Source organism: Glutamicibacter sp. (assembly GCF_035257265.1).
GTDB lineage: Bacteria > Actinomycetota > Actinomycetes > Actinomycetales > Micrococcaceae > Glutamicibacter.
Genome location: NZ_DATEXC010000038.1, coordinates 386,093 through 405,673, shown reverse-complemented (window position 1 = coordinate 405,673; position 19,581 = coordinate 386,093). Strand labels below are relative to the sequence as shown.

The 19,581-nt window shown below is 53.2% G+C and carries 21 protein-coding genes; 12 read left to right on the top strand and 9 right to left on the bottom strand.

Translation table 11 applies throughout. From position 1 onward, the window contains the following. Window positions 1-4: 4 nt before the first annotated feature. Window positions 5-403, bottom strand: coding sequence for a hypothetical protein (locus tag VJ369_RS10690; protein WP_324092046.1), 399 nt, complete (start codon window positions 401-403; stop codon window positions 5-7). A gap of 150 nt (window positions 404-553) precedes the next feature. Here VJ369_RS10690 and VJ369_RS10685 point away from each other — a divergent pair, with 150 nt between their 5' ends. Then, entirely contained in the window at window positions 554-1,114 is a 561-nt protein-coding gene (locus tag VJ369_RS10685) for a hypothetical protein (RefSeq protein WP_324092045.1), read from the top strand. A 172-nt stretch (window positions 1,115-1,286) separates the two neighbouring features. On the opposite strand, the gene VJ369_RS10680 is transcribed toward VJ369_RS10685, so the two are convergent. Then, complete coding sequence (locus VJ369_RS10680; protein ID WP_324092044.1) at window positions 1,287-1,601, bottom strand: hypothetical protein; 315 nt, start codon at window positions 1,599-1,601, stop codon at window positions 1,287-1,289. Window positions 1,602-1,945: 344 nt separating this feature from the next. Between VJ369_RS10680 and VJ369_RS10675 the strand changes: the two genes are divergently transcribed. Together VJ369_RS10675 and VJ369_RS10670 are read left to right on the top strand one after the other, a co-directional pair. Next, window positions 1,946-2,359 carry a hypothetical protein gene (locus tag VJ369_RS10675; RefSeq protein ID WP_324092043.1) on the top strand — a complete coding sequence of 138 codons (414 nt, stop codon included), beginning with the start codon at window positions 1,946-1,948 and terminating at the stop codon, window positions 2,357-2,359. Between the two features lie 785 nt (window positions 2,360-3,144). Continuing rightward, on the top strand, window positions 3,145-3,753 hold the full coding sequence (locus VJ369_RS10670; RefSeq protein ID WP_324092042.1) for a hypothetical protein: 609 nt from the start codon (window positions 3,145-3,147) through the stop codon (window positions 3,751-3,753). 212 nt (window positions 3,754-3,965) lie between these two features. Here VJ369_RS10670 and VJ369_RS10665 read toward each other — a convergent pair whose 3' ends face one another. After that, the gene (locus VJ369_RS10665; RefSeq protein ID WP_324092041.1) at window positions 3,966-4,811 is read right to left on the bottom strand and encodes a hypothetical protein; all 846 of its coding nucleotides are present in this window, start codon (window positions 4,809-4,811) and stop codon (window positions 3,966-3,968) included. Between the two features lie 5 nt (window positions 4,812-4,816). Beyond that, window positions 4,817-5,368, bottom strand: coding sequence for a sigma-70 family RNA polymerase sigma factor (locus tag VJ369_RS10660; protein ID WP_324092040.1), 552 nt, complete (start codon window positions 5,366-5,368; stop codon window positions 4,817-4,819). A 497-nt stretch (window positions 5,369-5,865) separates the two neighbouring features. On the opposite strand from VJ369_RS10660, the gene VJ369_RS10655 reads away from it, so the two are divergent. The 4 genes from VJ369_RS10655 (at window position 5,866) to VJ369_RS10640 (ending at window position 8,491) form a co-directional block, all read left to right on the top strand. Beyond that, on the top strand, window positions 5,866-6,207 hold the full coding sequence (locus tag VJ369_RS10655; protein WP_324092039.1) for a hypothetical protein: 342 nt from the start codon (window positions 5,866-5,868) through the stop codon (window positions 6,205-6,207). A 27-nt stretch (window positions 6,208-6,234) separates the two neighbouring features. Then, complete coding sequence (locus VJ369_RS10650) at window positions 6,235-6,717, top strand: hypothetical protein (protein ID WP_324092038.1); 483 nt, start codon at window positions 6,235-6,237, stop codon at window positions 6,715-6,717. A 137-nt stretch (window positions 6,718-6,854) separates the two neighbouring features. Continuing rightward, complete coding sequence (locus tag VJ369_RS10645) at window positions 6,855-7,382, top strand: DUF1648 domain-containing protein (RefSeq protein ID WP_324092037.1); 528 nt, start codon at window positions 6,855-6,857, stop codon at window positions 7,380-7,382. A gap of 605 nt (window positions 7,383-7,987) precedes the next feature. Further along, entirely contained in the window at window positions 7,988-8,491 is a 504-nt protein-coding gene (locus VJ369_RS10640; RefSeq protein WP_324092036.1) for a hypothetical protein, read from the top strand. Window positions 8,492-8,591: 100 nt separating this feature from the next. On the opposite strand, the gene VJ369_RS10635 is transcribed toward VJ369_RS10640, so the two are convergent. Continuing rightward, window positions 8,592-8,924 carry a hypothetical protein gene (locus VJ369_RS10635; RefSeq protein ID WP_324092035.1) on the bottom strand — a complete coding sequence of 111 codons (333 nt, stop codon included), beginning with the start codon at window positions 8,922-8,924 and terminating at the stop codon, window positions 8,592-8,594. Window positions 8,925-9,202: 278 nt separating this feature from the next. Between VJ369_RS10635 and VJ369_RS19185 the strand changes: the two genes are divergently transcribed. From VJ369_RS19185 to VJ369_RS10625, 3 genes are all read left to right on the top strand, one after another. Continuing rightward, window positions 9,203-9,604: a tetratricopeptide repeat protein gene (locus VJ369_RS19185; protein ID WP_414652646.1), complete on the top strand. Its 402-nt coding sequence runs from the start codon at window positions 9,203-9,205 to the stop codon at window positions 9,602-9,604. 694 nt (window positions 9,605-10,298) lie between these two features. Then, window positions 10,299-10,943: an ABC transporter ATP-binding protein gene (locus VJ369_RS10630; protein WP_324092034.1), complete on the top strand. Its 645-nt coding sequence runs from the start codon at window positions 10,299-10,301 to the stop codon at window positions 10,941-10,943. Then, window positions 10,940-13,312 (top strand): hypothetical protein, encoded by a 2,373-nt coding sequence (locus tag VJ369_RS10625; protein ID WP_324092033.1) that lies wholly within the window; start codon window positions 10,940-10,942, stop codon window positions 13,310-13,312. Before VJ369_RS10630 ends, VJ369_RS10625 begins: the two co-directional genes overlap by 4 nt. Window positions 13,313-14,627: 1,315 nt before the next feature. Here VJ369_RS10625 and VJ369_RS10620 read toward each other — a convergent pair. From VJ369_RS10620 to VJ369_RS10610, 3 genes are all read right to left on the bottom strand, one after another. Next, on the bottom strand, window positions 14,628-15,098 hold the full coding sequence (locus VJ369_RS10620; RefSeq protein WP_324092032.1) for a GNAT family N-acetyltransferase: 471 nt from the start codon (window positions 15,096-15,098) through the stop codon (window positions 14,628-14,630). A gap of 296 nt (window positions 15,099-15,394) precedes the next feature. Next, on the bottom strand, window positions 15,395-15,940 hold the full coding sequence (locus VJ369_RS10615) for a VanZ family protein (protein ID WP_324092031.1): 546 nt from the start codon (window positions 15,938-15,940) through the stop codon (window positions 15,395-15,397). A 123-nt stretch (window positions 15,941-16,063) separates the two neighbouring features. Further along, window positions 16,064-16,537, bottom strand: coding sequence for a hypothetical protein (locus VJ369_RS10610; RefSeq protein WP_324092030.1), 474 nt, complete (start codon window positions 16,535-16,537; stop codon window positions 16,064-16,066). A 140-nt stretch (window positions 16,538-16,677) separates the two neighbouring features. Between VJ369_RS10610 and VJ369_RS10605 the strand changes: the two genes are divergently transcribed. Continuing rightward, window positions 16,678-17,160, top strand: coding sequence for a glutathione peroxidase (locus VJ369_RS10605; protein ID WP_324092029.1), 483 nt, complete (start codon window positions 16,678-16,680; stop codon window positions 17,158-17,160). Window positions 17,161-17,399: 239 nt separating this feature from the next. Next, a complete protein-coding gene (locus tag VJ369_RS10600) occupies window positions 17,400-18,386 on the top strand; it encodes an NAD-dependent epimerase/dehydratase family protein (protein WP_324092028.1) in 987 nt (328 codons plus the stop codon). Between the two features lie 140 nt (window positions 18,387-18,526). Here VJ369_RS10600 and VJ369_RS10595 read toward each other — a convergent pair whose 3' ends face one another. Further along, window positions 18,527-19,381 carry a phosphotransferase family protein gene (locus tag VJ369_RS10595; RefSeq protein ID WP_324092027.1) on the bottom strand — a complete coding sequence of 285 codons (855 nt, stop codon included), beginning with the start codon at window positions 19,379-19,381 and terminating at the stop codon, window positions 18,527-18,529. Between the last annotated feature and the right edge of the window lie 200 nt (window positions 19,382-19,581).

Below are 19,581 nucleotides of genomic sequence, written 5' to 3'. Positions count from 1 at the left end.
TACTTTAGCTGAACCTCTTGAGCTTCCACTCCGGTCCGTGATTACTCGGTATGCAGAGATAGGACCGTCGAAAAATGGGGCTTTTGTAAACCACTAGCGGTTGTGAGCTGAGGACAAAAGTGGCAACGTCGTCAATGGTTTCTTCCGCAAATTCTATGACCTCGTCCAACCCTGCGGGAATCGTTCGTAATCCGACATATTGCTCATCGTAAACAAGCTCCGGTGCCTCGCCTCCCAGCACCAGCGTGAAGACGCCGAGCCGAGGGCCTTGAAGATCTAAAACGACAGAGTGCCTACGCACATAGACTCGACCACTGAAATCCTCCGGCAAGGTCATCGTGATCTTCTCAACCTGATCCTTCAGCTGGGCGAGGTAATTCAGTGCCTTTTGATCATCTTTCATGGACCGGAACTTAACCTCTCTCGTTTGGAATACGTTCAAGCGTCTGAGGCATCCAGAAACGATCGTATCCGGTGTTCCGTGGAGGGTTCGGCTAAAGGGCGGCGGGAGCTTCAACGACCATCCCAATTCGGACTGTGCCATACTGGCGAAATGGAATCGCCGAGTACGCCCAGCTCATCGATCGCGGCGCGGTGGAACCCCACTGATCAAGCCGTGGATCTCGTCATCGACGGGCGGGCTGTCATCGACATCGTTGACCCTCAGAAGCAATGGGGTGTTTCTCCGTTTGCACGCCGTTTCGTCCGCGGAGCGGCGCTACGAACGTTGGCTGAGTACCGCGGGGTACTCGGCGACCGCGATGAGAGGCTTTCAGGGACCGAACTTGAAATCGCTGTCTGCCGGGCGTGCGGCGATCTGGGTTGCGGCAATCTTGTAGTGGATGTCGAGAGGACAGCCGAAACAATCGTTTGGAGACAACCCCACTGGGCCGAAACTGTCGATGACGACGATGAAAACGACGACGAGTCCGATGCAAACGATCCAGAATCGCTCTTTCCTCAGGTAGTGGTGTTCAGCCGCGCCGAGTACGAAGCCGCCCTGGCCGACGCGGAGCGGTTCATTGCTCAAGTGGGCTGGTCCCGGGTCATGCCAGAGGTTGCAGGATGGCTTGATCGACTTCGCAACCGCTTCACAGGGCGGAAGTATAAGTAAGTGAGTGCGCGCTGGCTCGCGGAAGGCCATTTAAGGCAAGTGGCACGCTGCGCCTGTTAATTCTGTCCCGCAGCAGGTTCCGGCGACGGAACGGTCGCTGCTTGACGCTCCTAACTAATCCATGACTTTCCCGACCCGGTGCCAATCTTCGTGAAAGACGGTTGCGCGGGATTCACTGGGAACTGTTTTTCCAAGTGTTTATTAGCTTTTTAGCTGCAAGTCTTTCCTCAACCGCGGGGACAGCTCTTAGTCGGGCGTCAAAGATACTGATCAGGCTTTGAATGAATTCACCTTCGGGGCCTTCTGCGTCAGGCCCGTCAGGCTTCGGGCCGTAGGTGATCGCGGTACCGGACTCGTCGAGTTCACAATCGACGTTAACGGCTCGGAGGAATGCAAAGAGCCTGGCCATTGCCTCGTGGCCAGAAACGTCACGCAGCCTGGGAACTATTAAAGCGATTTCTTCAGAAATAGGATATTGGACCTGCATCTGGGCTCCTAACAAGCGACACAAGAATATGGATACACTTCCGCACCCTTAGATCAGCATACTTCTGGCTAATATCGACGGTCCATGATACATCGGTCAGCACGAAGCACCGCCTGTTCACCAGCATTTGACCGGACCGCACCATGGATATCCGGACCGCCCTTATAGGGTTCCCCTCGCGAACGCACCTAGGTAGTGCAGACGCTTCTGCTATTCCGTGCAGTGGACTTCTGAAAACGACACCTAGTTCAGGTGGCGGACACGCTCGCGGTCGTGGTTCACGTCGCTTCATGACGACGGAGGGAAAAGGGGCGCACTGGCTACAAGGCTGGGATACTGATGAAATGGATGACAATTCCCGACGGGTGCCAGGTAGCCCGCTAAATTCGCAAGAACGCGCCCTGCTAGAGCTTTTGTGCTCGGGCAACTGGCCAGGAACAAAAGAAGCACGCCAACAGGCAGCTCGTGCTCACTGGGGCGGTTTGGCGTTCGATGATTGCGACGATTTCCTTATCGAGGTTTCTGAGCATCCGAATCTGCCAAGGATTCCGCCACATCCAGGCGGGCCTTTCGCGAGTCTCGAGGTCCTCGAAGGTGAGACTCTTCTCGGGCACCTGAACCTCTGGGCACCGGACGGAGTCCTTCATTCGGTGGACTTTATGACGTTCGGCGCTTCAGACCAGCGACTCCCACCCGTGGAACAGCTCGGTTCTGAACCCTTTGCATTCTGGCTTGATTCAAACCCGGTCGCGGAGTGATCACCGACTCACGCCATCAAGCGGCTATGCCCTGAGCCGCCCTGCGCACGCGGACTCCAGCCGAAGTTCTTGACATGTTCAGGAAAAAGACAGATCACTGGTCGACCTCTTTTGCTGTCCGGTAAGGGTTAGTGCCCGGGCGCCTTGAAATCCTAAAGCCGTAGCTGTTGCTCTTGAAGGTATTGTGCAGCATCGCTAGTTGCCCAACTGACGGTTTCCCCAGACGTAATTTTGGTGACTCCTAAGCCAGGAACACCCCAATTCACCACCAGATACTCTGAGTTTTGAGACCCCTCGCTCGAAATGAACTGTTGGCTTTGGACTGCTCCAACTTCGCCAACTTCTAAGGTTGTTCCATCTGGAAGAACGAGAGAAGACCCTTGCAAGTTACAGCCAGGTTCTCCGAGATCGCGCAGGCCATTTGCTTCAATCAAAGCTGGAGGGCATTGCGGAAGGTCTTCATGACCCAACGGTATGCTCACTCCACCTGGCGAACACGAGCAAAGAAGCAAGCTTAAAAGTGCAATGGTGGATATAGCTGTGGCGGTCCGCATGGTCTCATGCTAACAACTGGCAATCCAGCGATGTTTGCAGCGCCGATGAAGATCCATGGTTGCTGGGTCTGCAAAAAGAAATGTGTGGAGCGCGGCGTCCCGGAGAGGGTTCCTCTTCTGAACGAAGCAGAGCGATTCCCTCGGACGCGTGGCGCAATCTGGGACTCCAATTTGCAGCATTTTGCGTTGAAAATCCCCACACCCGAATTGATGGTGTTAGATGAAATGATCATGAGTGAATATAAAACCCTGCTTGCTCTGGCGCAACGCCACTTCAAAGTCCCGAGTTGCCCTACGGTTTCCGAGGCCATCGCCCTGCTGCAAGGATTTGGAGCGACAGCGTTCGATTTCGAGGCGAACCAAGAAACCTTGGCGGACGAATTCGTTGATCGGCGGTTTGTGGTCGGCGCTTACACCATCCATGATCCCCGTTTACTCAAAGAGCGGGCGACTGCTGAAGAGCATCAACATGCTGAATGGTCCTTAGAAGAGTCGGAAGAGGACTCGGGCATTGAGTACCCTGATGAGGACGCCGAGTGGAACCAAATTCAGGACGAACTAAGCAGCCTTCAGCGCCTGCTCATTGTCATAGAGCACGGAGCAGAAGACCCGAACATGGTCGGCAACTTCCGGGTCCATGGATTCGGCCAGTGGTTGCGTGAATCGTTGTGGGCATCCACCGGGGTTCTCCCTCGCGACCCTGGAGCCCCCAGCGCGAAATCCGTGCTTTTCGGACGCGTTTTCGAACTTGCAGGGCGAGATCATTTTCAGGCCGCGGCAATCCCGCAACGCCGCCCACGACGTCCGGCATGGTTCCGAGGTAAAGGCGGGGATACCTAATTCGACCATCTGGATAGTGACCGTCCCGTAAAGCGTTCCCCTTGCGGGCGCTTCTTTAGCGGACCACCTATCGAAACAAAACAACTATCCCGGTGGCTATGGGATACATCTTTCTGATGCCCAAAGCGAAGCAATGCTGGAGGTAACGGGCGCGACGAGATATCCGGCGTTGTGCCGGATAGCACGTCGCGCCCACGTGACACCAGGTCGGTCTAGGCCGGCTTCCTTGGAGTTGCATCTTCGATGACCGTCTGGTCCTTCAGAGTGATCGTGTAGGAGATATCTGGCGCCGGTCCGCCGTTGCCCTCCAATTCGTCACCGAAGGCCTTACCCGGCCACCAAGCAGCGTACTTGCCGTCCTGGACGGTAGCTTTGACCAATTGGCCGTCCGGGGTCGTAATCGTTACCGCTGCTACATCCTCACCCACGTTTCCGTGGGTGAGTGCAATTTCGGGGCGCTCACTGACCCCGAACATATTGCCACCGCGAAATTCGGCAATGTTCCCCTGGGTGAATTCGCCCGCAACTGGAAGGAACCCTTGATCGCCGCCGCCCTTGCTGAAATCAATGTTGTCAGCCTTCTGTGTTCCAGCTGGCAGGTGGGCGAGACACATACCTGCCATATGCTCGGAAGCGGTGTAAAGCAAGACCACCCACTCACCCCGTCGTTCGGCAAGATCCAACTGAGGGGCAGAGAGATCTAGCTGGCCGCGGCAGGCAGCATCGGCTACGGCCCTATCCTGGTTGCTAATGGAACTTGGCACAGCATTCCATGACGCATACGCCGCATCGTTGTTTCCCGATCCCGGCAGAATCACCGCCGTTGCGGTGATAGCAGCCACTGCGGCCAGAGCGATAGGAGCCGCTATCCGACGTGCAGGTTTGGATCGGCGTCTCCCGATCGTACCGTTCCCCGTATTCCCGTTGTCCGGATCGACGGCGAGAATTTGCTGCAATCTCGCGTTTGCCCTGATCTGTTCGGCCTCGTCAAGATCGCTTCGGGGAGCTGAATCAAGGGGTCCAAATGCGTCTAGTTCCGGGTATTTGTTCTTAACCATGTCAGTCACTCCGTCATGAGAGATCCGGCGAGTGGCGCCGGGAAGGGGGAAGCATCAAGTTCGCGTCGCAACGATTTGCGCGCCCGGTGAAGCCGGATGCGGTAAGCCGCCGATGAAATCCCTAGTACCTGGCCGGCTTGCGACGAGGTCAGATCTTCCCAAATCGCCAGGGCAAGGACTTCTTGGTCGTCGGGGCGCAGCCGTTGCCAGGCTGAGGCTAGATCAATGCGTTGATGGGTCAGCTCGGATTCAGTGTCAGCGAAGGTAGGTGCCCGGGCTGCGATCCTGACCGCCAGCGCTCCTTGGCGTGCCTGTCCTCGTTGGTTGTTGAGCAGGCCGTTCCGCGCTGTTGCGAACAGCCAGGCCCTGGCGTCGTTATGCTTGGCGGGAATCTCATCCAAGCGCCGCCAGGCAACGAGAAAAGCCTCGTGGACGATGTCCTCCGCATGGTCTGGACCAGCCCGACGTTGGATGAACCGCAGGACATCGGTGTAGGCCAGTTCATACAGTCTGGAGAACCGTGCCTTCCGGTTCTGCTTTATTTCTGAGGTGCTCATACCTATACATGTCCAGTCAGGGCAAGTTGTTACCCCGAGGCGGGATCTAATTTATGGTTGTCCAGTTCATGGCTGATCGAAGGACGATGGACTCTCGAAGAGAGTCGCTCATTGTCGAAGTTAACGAAGACCGCCATTTCTCGGACCATCTGGGCCAGAATAGCTGGGTTGCCCCGTATTCCTAGGATCGAACTTGCCAGAAGCCACCGCATTTCTCACTTGTTCATTCCGCTGCGACGTTGCTGTCCCGCGTAGGGTTCCGCTGACGGGCTACGCCTACAGGTGACCCGAACAGCGTAGTGAAAATCTGGGGGTTCGGATTAACACTTCGTATCCTTGCCGTACTCACATTTTCAAAATGTTTCATCGGGACGAATCGTTATCGCTTCGATACGTGCGGTGTCGTTTGAACGTCGTAATTCTTCGGCTGGTGAGGATATGTTTTAAGTAGCAGGTAGCGTTTGCACTACCTGTAACTTTCAACATTCTGAGGACAAATGAAAAAGACTCTCTCGACGACCGTTGCCATTGTTAGCGCTTCACTTCTCGCGGGCACGTTTCTCGTAGCACCTGCGATGGCCGCGCCGACTGGACCTGCTCCTTCTCCCACCGAGCTTTCTGAACTCTTTGGAGCTCAACAGCAGCCTAGCAACGAAGAAATTTCGAAAAACCTCAGTAGTGCTGAACTACAGTTAATCGAGTCCGGTGTACCAGCGGTCATCTACCAAGATGTTAAAACCGGAGAAATTATCAGCGTAGAAAAATGGGTTCAGAGCAGAACCGACGTTGCACATCAGTCCACATGGTTCGTTCCCACGGAACAATCAATTAATGACTGAGAATGACGTATCCGTGAGCGGGTGCGTATGAAAGCTCCAAAGGTAGCCAACTATAGAACTGCTTCGCCTTGGTGGGCGAAACTACTGGGCGTGGTCACCTTTGCGGTAGTAATTGGATCCTATATTCAGCCGATGCTGGGTGGCTCCATGCAGCCTATTTTTATTGCCTTTGTAGTGCTTGGAGCCTACGTTTGCATTGGGGTGATAATCTCATTCAGCTTTATTGGGATGAAAGACGGGCACATTTCCCTTGGGTTGTTCCCTTTTGGAATGAGACGTCTTTCCTATACGGAGATTTCAAGCGTCGAATATGTTGAGCATGTGGACACTTCGGATTATCTCGGCGGTGGGTGGAAACGGGGGCAGGACCGTTCCAGTGTCATCCTATGGAAATCCGGTCCAGCGTTAAAGATCAAATTGACGAGCGGAAAAAGATACATAATCCAAAGTGATGGAGCCGAGATGCTGGTTGAAGCAACCAAGAAAAAGATCGCCACGAGCGGCTCGTGAAAATTTCAACGGGATGAAGACTCTCATAGGGTTCCTCGTATGGATTACTTCGAAATCTCGGAGGGTCTGATGCAACGGCCAAACATCATTTCCTTGTACGTCTGATATTAATCAACTTCAAACTGAAGGAACAGCCAATGATGAGCGTGACCGCACCGATGAGGCCACCTCGCATCTATGCAACCGGGTACTTCGTTCGAGGCCTACGCGTGGTGTCTCTCATCGTCTCAGTCCTGATTTCTGCATGGGTTGTAGCGCAGTATCCATCGATGCCGGACAAGATACCTACGCATTTCGATGTCATGGGTCAGCCCGATAGCTATGGGGAAAAATCAAGCGTACTTTGGATTTCTGGCGTCATGGTTGCAATGGCTGTCCTCACTAGTTGGGCCTCGACCAAACCAGGGTTGCTTAATTACCCCAATTTAATAACAGAGGCGAACGCGCAGTTCATCTATCGTGAAGGCGAACGCATGATGGTTTTCCTAGCAGCTGATTTGCTTCTGCTACATCTGGGTATGGCCTTATCTTGGTCAAGCGGCAACGGGCATGCACTAACGGTCGTGGGAATGATCGGCTTGCTCGTTGTTTTGGTAGTCAGCATTGTGCGCATATTTAGTGCAGGTCGGAAGACTCCTGCACCGACTGGAGACACCATCATCTAGTCCAAGGTTCCGGAAACATTCTGAACCAGAATAGTGCCCAGTTTGGCTTCTGTTCTCCGTGGTCGCAACTGTCTGTGAGTGCTGCGATGTGATTGCCATACCGAGCACGAATCGTCACAGTGTTTTGCTTGCGCCTCGGCTGGAGCTGAAGCTCATTCACATAGAATTTTCTATTTATGGGGCGATGAAGCACCAAGTGAAGCTGTGATTAGATAGAACATGCATTCTTTTCGGAAGCCCATTTACGTTACATTAGGAATCCTGTTCGCACTTTCAGGGGCAGCAGGGAGTTTCGTCATGTTTTTACAGCCGTGGAGAAGCTGCCCGGATGTCGATGATAGTTCTGCGGGCTGCCCAGCGACCTCAACAGACACGGCCGTACTCGGTTTAGCCATTGCAGTTCTGTTCGCAGGAATAATGCTATTGATCATGTCGCTCAAGTCAGAGAGAATTCCGCTCGACTCTGCCGGTCCATGGGGGAAAGTTGGCTAGGGGGCGATAATGCGTCGGCTGGGAAGGCGGAGGTCCTTGCCGGTCCTTTTCCATCCCTTGAGGGGTGTAAGCCGAGGGTGGTTCTGACTGGACTGTGTCGGTAGGATCACAGTATGAATTCTTCGCGTGAGGCTGTGCCTTCAAAGGTGCGTCTGTTTCCGGACTATGCAGACACGGTGCTGTGGTTTACCGAGCCTATTGACTATGCCACGGCGCAGCTATCTCCTGCATTGACACATGAACTCTCGCAGTGGGAACAGTCCTATTATGACGGCTTGAACCGAGATTTTGAGTGGAAATCGCCTAGTTTGGCCCATCGATTCGGTGCTGAGGGTGAACGGTTAGCGCAGCGTGTGGCTGATGAGCTTGGCGACAGGTTTGAAATTGAATTACTCGCGTTCGTGGAAGATGTGCCCGAACGCAAGTTTCGGGCGAGCGGGCCGGCTCTTAACCCTCACGCGGCCAAAGTGTTCAATGCTTTGGCTATTGAGATCAAAGAATTTGAAGAGGAAGTACTGCGCGCACAGGAGGCAACACGACGTGGAGAAAACACTGAATGGTATGCCTATGCGCCGCTATCCAATACCGTATACACGCCTCAACAACCGACCGAATAACAAATCTACTGCTGAGCACAACAAGCCAGCGGTTGAGCTGGTGATGGGCGCCGTCCCGCAGAGGGTTCTGAACAGGACAGTAATCTGTGCATCTCACGGCTTATCGAATTACACCGTGATCCAGTTGATTCCACAACTGGTAGCGCTCGAAACCGGTGACTCTGGTGGCAGTAAAGCTGGTTTCTTGACCATTGCTGGGGTCATCGGTGACGAAATGTCCGTCTCGCAATTCTCTGACTGAGTACCACCCCGGCGCGTAATCCTCCTCCGGTAATTCGTGCTCTCCGTCTAACCAATGCATTTGAGACCACATATTCTCTTGCTTGTCCCAGAAAAACGGGAACGATCGCATAATAGTGATCGAGGTGGTGAGCCACCCTCTGGTCTCTCCGCCGAGCGTGAGCTCCCAAACTGAATCACGGAATTCATCCAAGCCAGGATCCCTCGGCCAGTCAGTTTCGTCGAACCATTTCTCAATCCATCGCATGCATTAGTTCTACCAGAGCGAGTGCTGAGTCTAACTGTCGTTTACGACTGCATGTCCTGCAAGGGGTTCGGCTTATAGGAGGTCTGATCGGCTGCGGTCCGATCGTCACACAGCTTGTCCTCTGTCAGACTGATGCAAGGAATAATGCTTCTTGGGACCAGAAAATCAACGACTTTTACGAGCATACGTTTGGCGAGTCGGACCCTCCCTACGCCCTTGCAGCGATGCAATCGCTCGCTTCTGAACGAGTGCCAGGCGACGCTTCGGCTCTCTTCGAAATGTGCGGAATCCATGACTCACTCGGATTGGAACCTGAAGCAATCCAGTACTGCCGGGCGGCAATAAAGGCAGGGCTCGAAATGGAACGCGCAACACGCGTGTTCATCCGGTTGGCGAGCACTCTGCGCAACATTGGAGAGTCGGCAGAGGCAGTGACTTTGCTTGAGTTCTTTCTCGCGTCAAAGGACGACGAAGGCGCGCTCCAAACCTTAAGCGCACTCGCGTTGGACGACGCTGGCCGTTATGGAGATGCCCTGAGGACCGTTCTGCTGTCCCGTTTAGGGTTGGATTGCAAGACATTTGCCAGTATTGACGGCAGGGCTTGCATCCTTTGTCTAACTGCCTAGGTCTGGCAGGGTTATTTGGGGTAGTCGTTTCCAAGTAGCTCGTGATGGACTAGTTCTGGGCGTCGGAGTCGCGATTACGGATTCCCTGCAATTCTGAGGGAAGGAAGATGCAACGAATCGAGCTTGAGCCGTGTTCCTTGTTTGTGGACTCACATTGCTGCGCACTTAGATTACCGATTCGTTTCAGGGGAGCGTATGTGAGGTCGTAGATATATTTCCAAATGATTTTTGTGATACTTGACCCTCCTAGTCGCAGGCGATAGTCTCCTCCTATCCATCCAGACGAGGAAGTTATTATGAATAAGGTTCTCATGTTAGCGGCAGCTACCGCATCGGATGTTGGGCTCTGGCGGGTGGAGCCTTTGCGGCTGCGCCCGCAACGAATGCTGCGACTGCTCGTACCGTGAATCGTGTACTTGTCGATGACCCCGGCTGGCTTCCAGAAAGTCACAAGACTGCCGGTTGGTGCAGCTCGAATAGCCGCCACAATTAAGCCCGTATAAGCCGTGATCGGATTGCCGATTTTGAGTACCACACCTCATGGTTCACTCGGACTAACCCGACCTATAGCACCAACTTGCCGATGTTGACCCGTGGCGCTTACTACACCGTACGCAACGTCTAAATACAAATTCGTTCGGTGGCCCGCACTGTTGGTCAGTGTGGGCCATCTGTCTGTCCTGAAAGCAGAATTATGCTGACCGTTGACCACGTTTCACTGACTTACCCAGACGGGCACGACGTACTTACCGTACTCAACGATGTCACCTTTGAAGTACCTAGTGGCCTCACCGCAGTTGTTGGCCCTAGCGGAACCGGAAAATCAACGTTATTGAGGGTGATTGCCGGCCTTCAGATCGCTGACCAGGGCATGGTATGCGTCGGGGAATACTGCATTGATTCTTCCAAACATGATGCTGGAACAGCGCAGTCTATTTATGTTCCCCAAGATTTTCAGCTCGTACCTTTTCTCTCAGCAGCGGAAAATCTTCAACTCGCTGCCGAGATGCGTGGACGCCAAGTCGCTGATCCAGAGGTCCTACTGAACATTGTCGGCCTGCAGGGTCTAGCCAAGCGGGTACCTGAAGAACTTTCCGGGGGACAGCAACAACGGCTGGCTCTTGCGCGCGCTCTAACGGTTCAAGCTCCTGTGCTCTTGCCCGATGAACCGACAGGGTCGCTGGATAATGAGACGAGTCGAGGTATTGCCGCTCTTCTCAGGGAAATCGCTCACAGTGATCAGCGATGCGTGATTGTTGCTACGCACGATTCAGCGCTTGTTGATGTCGCGGATTCAGTCCTTGCCATTCGGTGTGGCAAGGTGGAAAAAATTCGATGACGAAGATCTTCACTCCTCGATATTTAGCGATCCGGATCGGCCGATACTACTGGCGATCGCTCATCCCTTTGCTTATCTGCGCATTCGTGTTCTCAGCAGCCATCAGCGCAATATCGATTGCCAAATCTTCGATAGAAAATGCTGCCGCTGCAGGTGTTGCTTCCCATTTCACGAATATGCAACATCTAATGCAGCCCACCTCCACGGAAAGTCTTCAGGCGGGGACGGAGGTCACTGGGTGGTCCCCAATATCTGATTCCAGTGCGTCCTTCAGTACGGACGCAAAGCTGGTTCAAGGAGACGTGCGTTCCTATGAAGATTCGGAACTTTCCTTCGGGCAACTCGTCGAGGGAACCTTTCCTCAAGAAGCTGGACAGATCCTGCTGCCGGGTGGGATTGCTAAAGATCTGGGATTAGCCGTCGGAGATTCTGTATCTGTTCAAGCGGCAGACAATCAACCTTTTGCCGCTAAGGTCAGTGGCCTTGTCCAGGACTCCGCGAAAATCGACGATAAACAAGCCTATCTGCTCACTTCGGTTGCCTTTCCCGAAATCAGCGGATTCCTCAGCGAAACTGATCCCTTCCTTGACGCTTCGACTACATCCTTATTCGAGCAAAAATTGTTCACATACAATTCTCTGGAATCACTGAAGAAAAAAACTATCGCTGATGCTTCCGCAACACATTTCCCGCAGTCAGGTACTTTGCTTATCGGACTATGGCTGGCGTATCTGATCGTTCTGGGGCTTGGCGTATCAGTACTTATGCGAGCTCTCAAGGCGCCTATGAAGGGGCTGGCTTCTTCTGGAGTTACCGCTCGTCAACGAACTACGCTGATACTGCTTCTATTGGGATCATCTGTGGCGGTCGCTTCACTGTTGGGAATATCCACTTCGATATCCGGGCTGTGGATCGGTCGAAGCACAGTGTCCAGCCTATTTTTACAAGCATGGTCTGGCATTAGTCTCGACGCCACCTTGATACTTCTTCCTGTGTCTTCGGTGCTGCTAGCGGCAAGCATCGGAGCTCGCCCGAAATATCGTCACAGGTCTTCCCGAATCCAGGACCTGGCGTTACGCCTCGGCTTCGATCAGCCCCGTGGAGCAGTTCTGACCTCAGTGGTCCTCATAGCGCTTTCTGGACTTGCGGTCCTCGCAGCGGCACAAAGGATGATTCCTCCGGAGTCAGCGGTCTTTATCGTAGTGACCACCCTCGCGGTTTTCCCGTGGGCTTTTTCGTCTCTACTACGTCGCTTTCTGCTCCCTCCGGCTCTAAGAAAGGCTACGAAAGCCGCCGCTGCGCTGACTCTATGCTTCGCTCTATTTGTTTCAACTTTGCTGGCTATGTCAGTCGCATTTACAGCGCGTGCGGTGCACAATGAACGCACCGCAACGGCGCATCAATCGCCGACTCTTCCTCCCGGGAGCATGGCGCTGGATTCTATTCCTGCGGATCAGGCAGACGATGTCACCGAACGCTACTTAGAAAAAGGCGGGAGCCAGCCCATCCGTTATTCCCTTCCCTTGGAAGACGTGGCTGATACTCGCATTACAAGCCCCGCAATGGCCTCGTGCATGAGTGAACACGATGAATCTGATCCTTTTACCGCCACGGACTTGTGTGGTTTAGAACCAGTGCTCAGATACGTTGTGCTCTCTTCGGATATTGGAGAGACAGTTCTAGTTTCCAGTGAACTCGTTGATGCCGGGGAAGCAACTTTCCTTTTATTTCAAGCCGGGGACAGCTTCGCCAGCAAGGAGGTCAATATTGAGAATGCTGCACCTGATGACTCACTTGTTCAGCCGTTAGCGGGGGCCGTTATCGGGAAAGATTCCTCACTTGTGGAAGAGCTGGGCCTAAAGCCTAGCGAACTTCGTCAGCTTGTCTTCACTGATTTTGGGGCCTTAGAGGGGCGCGAGCGAGCCGAGTTGAGAAGCTACATTGCACGTATTGCTCCGGGCGCGGAAATGGTGGAAATCGATGCTGATGGATCTGAGCAGCGGATGAGGTTTCTCCTTGTTTTGTCCATGGGTTCAGCTTTCCTGGCAACGGTGTGCGTTGCTACAGGAATAAGATTTGCTCTTTCGTTGATGCGTGAAACCCGTGGAGTGATGAGCTTATTCTCTGCTTCACAGAGATTGAAAAGACGCCTCACGGCTACCGTTATTAGTTTGTGGGTGGCAGCTATTGCCTCAGGTTCTGCCGGTGGACTCTTTGTCGCATGGCTTGTGAGTGCCAAGGACGGACTGGGCAGTGGATTCATTTGGGCGATCGCCCCTGGCACCGCATTTGTGGCTCTTGCCATCGGTTGGTTCTATTGGCGTTACGTTCTAAGTAACCGATCGCGAATGCAGGAGCGCTATCGTTAGGCAAAATCATTAGACGGGAGTACTTGGAATTGTTGGATTACCGGCGATTTCTTAGTCACGGTTTTCTGCCATTTGCATGATGCGGTACTAAGAGGTAGCTGTGTCGGCTCTGGCGGCCCCCTGCCCGATGTACCAATATTCTCGGAGTGGGTGTAGTTTCGCCACGTAGTTTGGGGCATTGGGTATTAAGGTGCTGGAAGCAAGCGAATGTATTGCATTTTCACCTGTCGAACTTTTCTATCAGGCGTACCCATCGGTGTTTTGATATCTGAACTATTTTGGCACTGGAGCTGAACCTTGAACAATCGGCTGGTTATGACGGGTTCTGCTCCACGGTGGGTAATGGTTTGATGAAGCCTGATCAGAACAGTCAATTGTCCAGTCAGTGTCTGGACAATTGACCATTCTAAGCAGAGGCCAGTTCCGGACCTAGGTACCAAGGCCGTTTGAGTCAGCTGGTATGTCGAAGGATTGCTCCAAAACGGGGTCGAGATGATTTCTTCAGCGTCGAGACGTACTAGCTGTTCTGAACCAGACAAGACTTAGTAGGTTTGCGTAGTTATCGACATCGGGTACTGAGCAGATTCAATACCTGTCGCACTGTGTGGTCAGTGCGGCATCCGCCTCGTTATGCTTCGGCGTTAGCCTCATGCGCAAACACGAACCGAATACCGGGACACTGAGAAACATAATGCCTGCCCGTGAAGATGCGCTTCATACAGGTGCGGACAAATAAACAAGGTATCGGTGGCACCCATGATTTTGTCTGTGGTGGCTCTCGTGAGCCTTTGGTGCCTTGGACTTCCAGGATTGGCAATCTTTACCATGGGTGCTGGGCAAGTTGCATTGAATCATGTTGCGCATTCCGGTGGGAAGGGGCACTGGCTGGCTATCGTCGCATTGATAATCGGGTATGGGACTGGTGAACTCGCGTTGGTCTCTGTCGCCACCGCAATTCCAGCTATGATCCAGTCGTATGTAGCCTGACGGTGTTAGCTATCCACAGGTTTAGGGGCGTTATTGAAGCAATCGCGCAGTTTCGATTGCCCGTCTACGATTGATTCGCTGGCCTGCTTTGCAAGTTACTGTTTGCTTCTACTAGATCTGGTTCTAGGCGCAAACTTCTTAGTCGTGACCGGCATTGGATCGGTGTTAGCTGGTCATCATTTCAGATTGATTTGTTGTGGGAGTAGTTTCACTATTTCTCGGGGACTTGCGTGAACGGACGCCAGAAATTGCACAACGGACGATTGGCTTCATGAATTCAAATTGGACACCACTGATTTAGCCGCGGTTTTCTCGTGGAAGGTTCGGCTCATCGGGCAGGCGCAATTGGGCGAACGAGGATAAGCGTCGGTCCTGACCAGTCGAGGTTGCTGTGTTCTTCCAAGGGGTAAAAGCCAGTTGCTCGATAGAAGGAACGTGTCTGGGCATACGCTTCATTGTCAAATGTCGGTCCCACGGTGTGAACCGATAGGAGCACACATCCGTCATTGGCTAGGTCTGCCGCAATCTTTTCGATGAGTGTTCGTCCAATTCCGTGGCCTCGCGCTTCTGGAGAGATTGCGATCAAGTGTAATTCCGCGGATTCTGAAAAGTGCCGGCGTATCAAAGAAACACCAATGGTAACCCCAGATTCGCGTGCGAGTACGCTCACGAACTTTTCATTGGCGGCGTCGACAATATAGTCGTCAATCGATTCCAGATCACCAAACCACTCCGGAAGTGATTCCAAGACATTCCGGACAGCGTGCGGGTCCCGTGCATATTCAATCTCAATAGGCATGCATTTGATCTTTCCATCTCACGGGTTGATTCAGCCACAAACCCTAAGTCATTGCGATGCAGAAATTTTAGCCAATAGCTCTTCCAACGGTTGCTGCGTTACAGGTCAGGACATCGGCCTTCCAGACGAGAGACCTTCACACTTCTGAGTTGGTTCCTGCCCATGGCACCTTCCCGTGGGGCGCTCAATTGCAGCGCATGCGGCCTTCGACAATCCGTACAGTCTTTTCTGCGATTGACTCTTGACGAGTGGTCAGGTGAGATACAAGGCCTGAAATTCATCTGAAAAGATGAGCTTCAGCTTGCTACTTCAGCTGCCGTGTTACGTGTATTCTGCTTGGCACGCTTCCGTAGGGCAAATGCCCCAATAGCTGTGCCCAAAACGGCCCAAACGACGTCGTCAACGCTACTAATTCTGTTAATTCCCAAGGCAAACTGCCCCGCTTCAACGGCTACCGCTAATATACCAAGCTGGAGAACTGCACGTCCCACGCTTGGCTTCACCGCAAGCATGTAGAGTGCTCCGCCGACTGCAAACAACAAGATGTTGGCGAGACCTTCTTTGATGACCGCGTAGCCAATTCCGGGCCCGTTCAAAATGAGTTCTTGGAAAGGTATTAGTGACAGAGTGCTTTGAGGCTCATTACCGAATGATGCGGGCATCAGAGTAATCAATGCTGTGGCTAAGATCCAGCCGAGGAAGATCCAGCGTAGGAACAATTTTGAGAGCTGCGTTTGTCCAGACTTAACCCGCTCCCAATTGGTGATCGTGAGAACTCCCGCGATTAATACGATTCCGATGAGGAAGAACGGAATGAGGTAGCTGAGAAGTCTGTAGTACATATCGTGCTTTCATGTTTTAATGTGCGCTGATCAAGTGCTAACGGCATTGTGGTCAGCGCTTCGTGCAACTTTGGCAAGCCACATTGAAACAGTACTGATCTTGCACGTGACATATCCATTTTGCTATTTCCCCGCGGAGGCTTTGGTCAACGCCACAGCTAATGCCCCCATACCTATCACAAACGCGATTCCGCTGATCGCATACAGGGGAGCTTCCAGTATGAACGCCGCCCCGGAATTCCAATCGACGTAGGTATCGCCTACAGAGTTCAGGTTGGCGAACGAAAAGAAAAAGTATGCCGGTGCTCCCAACGCCAGGATTCCCGCCCACAGCGACCAAGCAGCAAAATTTGGCATTATGGTCCGGGGCCACACAGTTGCCGCACCCCAAACCAGGGCAAATAATATCCCTAACGCAGCGAAGAACAAGCCGGGAATGATGTTGTATTGCTGGTCAGCTACCTTCATGTCAGCAATGGTCGTGTCCAGCGGAATCCCGCTTGCGGCTACCACTGCCCAGTCATTCATCAAGAATGCACCAAGAACGGAATAGGCGACGATTACAACGATGCCGAGAAGGGTGAGCAGTATCCGCATTAGGAAAGAGTATCAGCGGGCCGTTTATTCCGGAGTCTACGGATAGAGCTCTCGCGGGTCCAGCCCGTGCCGGTCACCGGCAACACCAATCAATCTAGCCCGCCGGGAATGTAATAGAACCGCAGGTTGCTGAATCAGGTATGAACATCAACGCCATTCCCATCGTAAAGATGGACGGAACCACGACCTCTCTGACGGACTACTCCGGGAAGGTTATCCTCGTGGTGAACGTTGCTTCCCGCTGTGGGCTGGCACCCCAATATGCCACCCTCGAAACACTGCAGCGTACCTACAAGGACCGCGGCTTCACCGTGCTGGGATTCCCCAGCAACCAGTTCCTACAAGAACTTGGAAGCAACGAGGCGATTGAGGAATTTTGTTCCACCACTTACGGGGTGAGCTTTCCGGTCTTTGACAGAGTACGAGTCAATGGCAGGAACGAGCACCCGCTGTACACCGAACTAAAGAAGACCAAGGATGCCGCCGGAAAATCGGGCCGCGTGAGCTGGAACTTTGAGAAGTTCTTGATCCTGCCCTCGGGGGAAACAATGCGCTTCCGCCCGCGGACGCTGCCCGATGATCCAGCCATTATTGAGGCTATCGAAGCCAACCTACCTGGCTAGGAGCGCGCCGCCCCAGGGACGTTGATGTCACGATGCTCTCCGGCAAAAAGTGCCCCAAAGTACTCAAATAATTCGGGCTATAGCAGGCATTTTGTCTGTTCAAACCCCAGCAGCTCCCCGTAACGGTCGGCCCGTTGCCTCAACCCGTTGGTGCAAAAAGTCATTTCTTTCTGAATCTGAAATCTGCGCTCCGCGTGAACTTTCTGTGATCGCCGTCGCTTGTGCGATTGACTGGCATCATGACACGGACACTCATCCTTGGTGGCACAGCATGGCTCGGTCGCGAACTAGCAGAACAACTAGTGGACAAAGGCGAAGACGTCACAATCTTGGCTCGCGGTATTTCAGGGACGGCGCCACAGGGGGTCACTTTCGTCGCCTCGGATAGAGACCTTCCCGGCGCGTACGACGAGGTTAAAAACGTTGTTTGGGATGAGGTGATAGAGCTGTCCTACGCACGGGACCTCGTTGCGGGTGCGTTGGAAGCCTTGGCCAATCAATCGAAGCATTGGACACTCGTTTCATCAGTGTCTGTCTATGAAAATAACACTGAACCCGGAGCCTCAGAAGACGCCAAACTCGTTGAAGCCATAGACCAAGACGACTATGCGCACGCCAAAGTTATTGCCGAGCAGATCACTGAGCAAGCAGTCGGCGACCGCTTGCTCATTGCCAGAGCCGGACTTATTGCAGGACCGGGGGACGCCAGCGATCGTTTTTCCTATTGGGTCTCACGCTTGGCCCTTGCTGGAAATGGCAAGGTTCTAGTGCCGCAGACCGATGGCCGTTATGTACAGTTCATTGATGTCCGTGATCTAGCATCCTGGCTCATCGACGCTGGTTGTCGTGGACTCACCGGAATCTACAACGTGGTTGGCAGTGAGCTCAATTTTTCGGATGTTCTGCTTTCGGCTGCGAAGGTCGCGGGGTTTACCGGTGAACTTGTCGCAGCTGACGACGCTTGGCTGAAAGAGCAGGAAGTTACCTATTGGGCCGGGCCACATTCATTGCCGCTATGGCTTCCTTTAGACGATGTTGCCTTTGCCCAGCGTAGTGGTGACCGATTCAGAGCTGCCGGCGGAATTCAACGCAGCGTGACTCAAACTCTTGAGGACGTGCTGACCGATGAACTTGCGCGCGGACTTGCCAGAGACCGTCGCTCAGGTCTCAACAGAGCCGAAGAACTTGCGCTTCTCCAAAAGATCGAGAGGTCTGAAAAGTACTAATCCTGTCCATCTCGCAGAAGATTCAATTTGCCGGACCGGGAAACCACCAACATAACGCTAACGCTTACAGGCAACAGCGTGCCGGTGGGGCAAAGCACCACGAACGACCTTTGCACGATCTACGAAGCTAGCTTTAGTCCTTAGGCGAGATTTTCGGCGAACCATTTATTGGCCCTGTCGATAGCGGCTGAGATTTCCGGTTCTGGCCTTTGAGCGATGATCAAAAAACCGAGTTGTTGGAGTCGAAAGGTATTTCGCCGGATACCGGCCAGATTAACCTGGTGGGGACTGGCGATTTTTGAGAGTTTCTGCCATCCGTGCCACACACCCAAAGACGCGAGGTCGGTGGAGCGACCACTTATGGAGGACAAATCCCAATCGAGAATTCCAGTTGCCTGTCCTCGATGCCACATGACGTTGTATCCGCCTAGATCACCGTGGGAGAAAACCTGCTCTTCGGGTTCAAGATGCGAAAGTGCCTCAATTGCTTCGCGGGCAAGATTTCTCAATGGCTGATCAATTCTCGGAATGACCTCTTCAATTTGAACGGCATACCAATTCGCGCCGCCACAGAACGATAACGGTTCATTGAGCATCGGCTGAAGTGGACCTGGATCGATTGAAGAAACTGCTTCCAGCAAACGTTGAAGTTCCTCCGGTTCGCCGTCACCGGCAGGGCAAGGAGCACCGGAAACGTATTCCGTTGCTACTGCGGCATGTCCCTCGATTTCGACTACCGGTCCGAGCGAGCGTGGCACGGCTAATCCGAGGTTGCTTGGAATTGAATCAACGACTTGTTGCCTTCGGCGAAGCTTATGAGCAGTAAACATATCTCGGGTCACTCGTATCGCCGCCTGGTCCTCCAGAAGAACAACCACATGGGCCGAACCATCATTGATGATTGTTCGTTGTGCGCGTCGAACCCGAAGCGGCAGCCCTGCAATAGCAGTCTCTACTATCGTCTCCAGCGAGACCGAACGTTCTGCTGTGTGCATTTACCGGGCCCTAGATGGATAGCCGAGAATCAGTGATTTCTTCACTAGCTTAGCGGCAGATGAACCGAACGAATTGGAGTAAGAGTCAATGATGACTTTTGAGAACGTCCTCCGGAACATCGAGACAGCGCCACAACGAAAAGTGGTGGTCCAGAAATTACTTTCCGGACCACCACTGCATTCGAAATATCTAGTTAGTG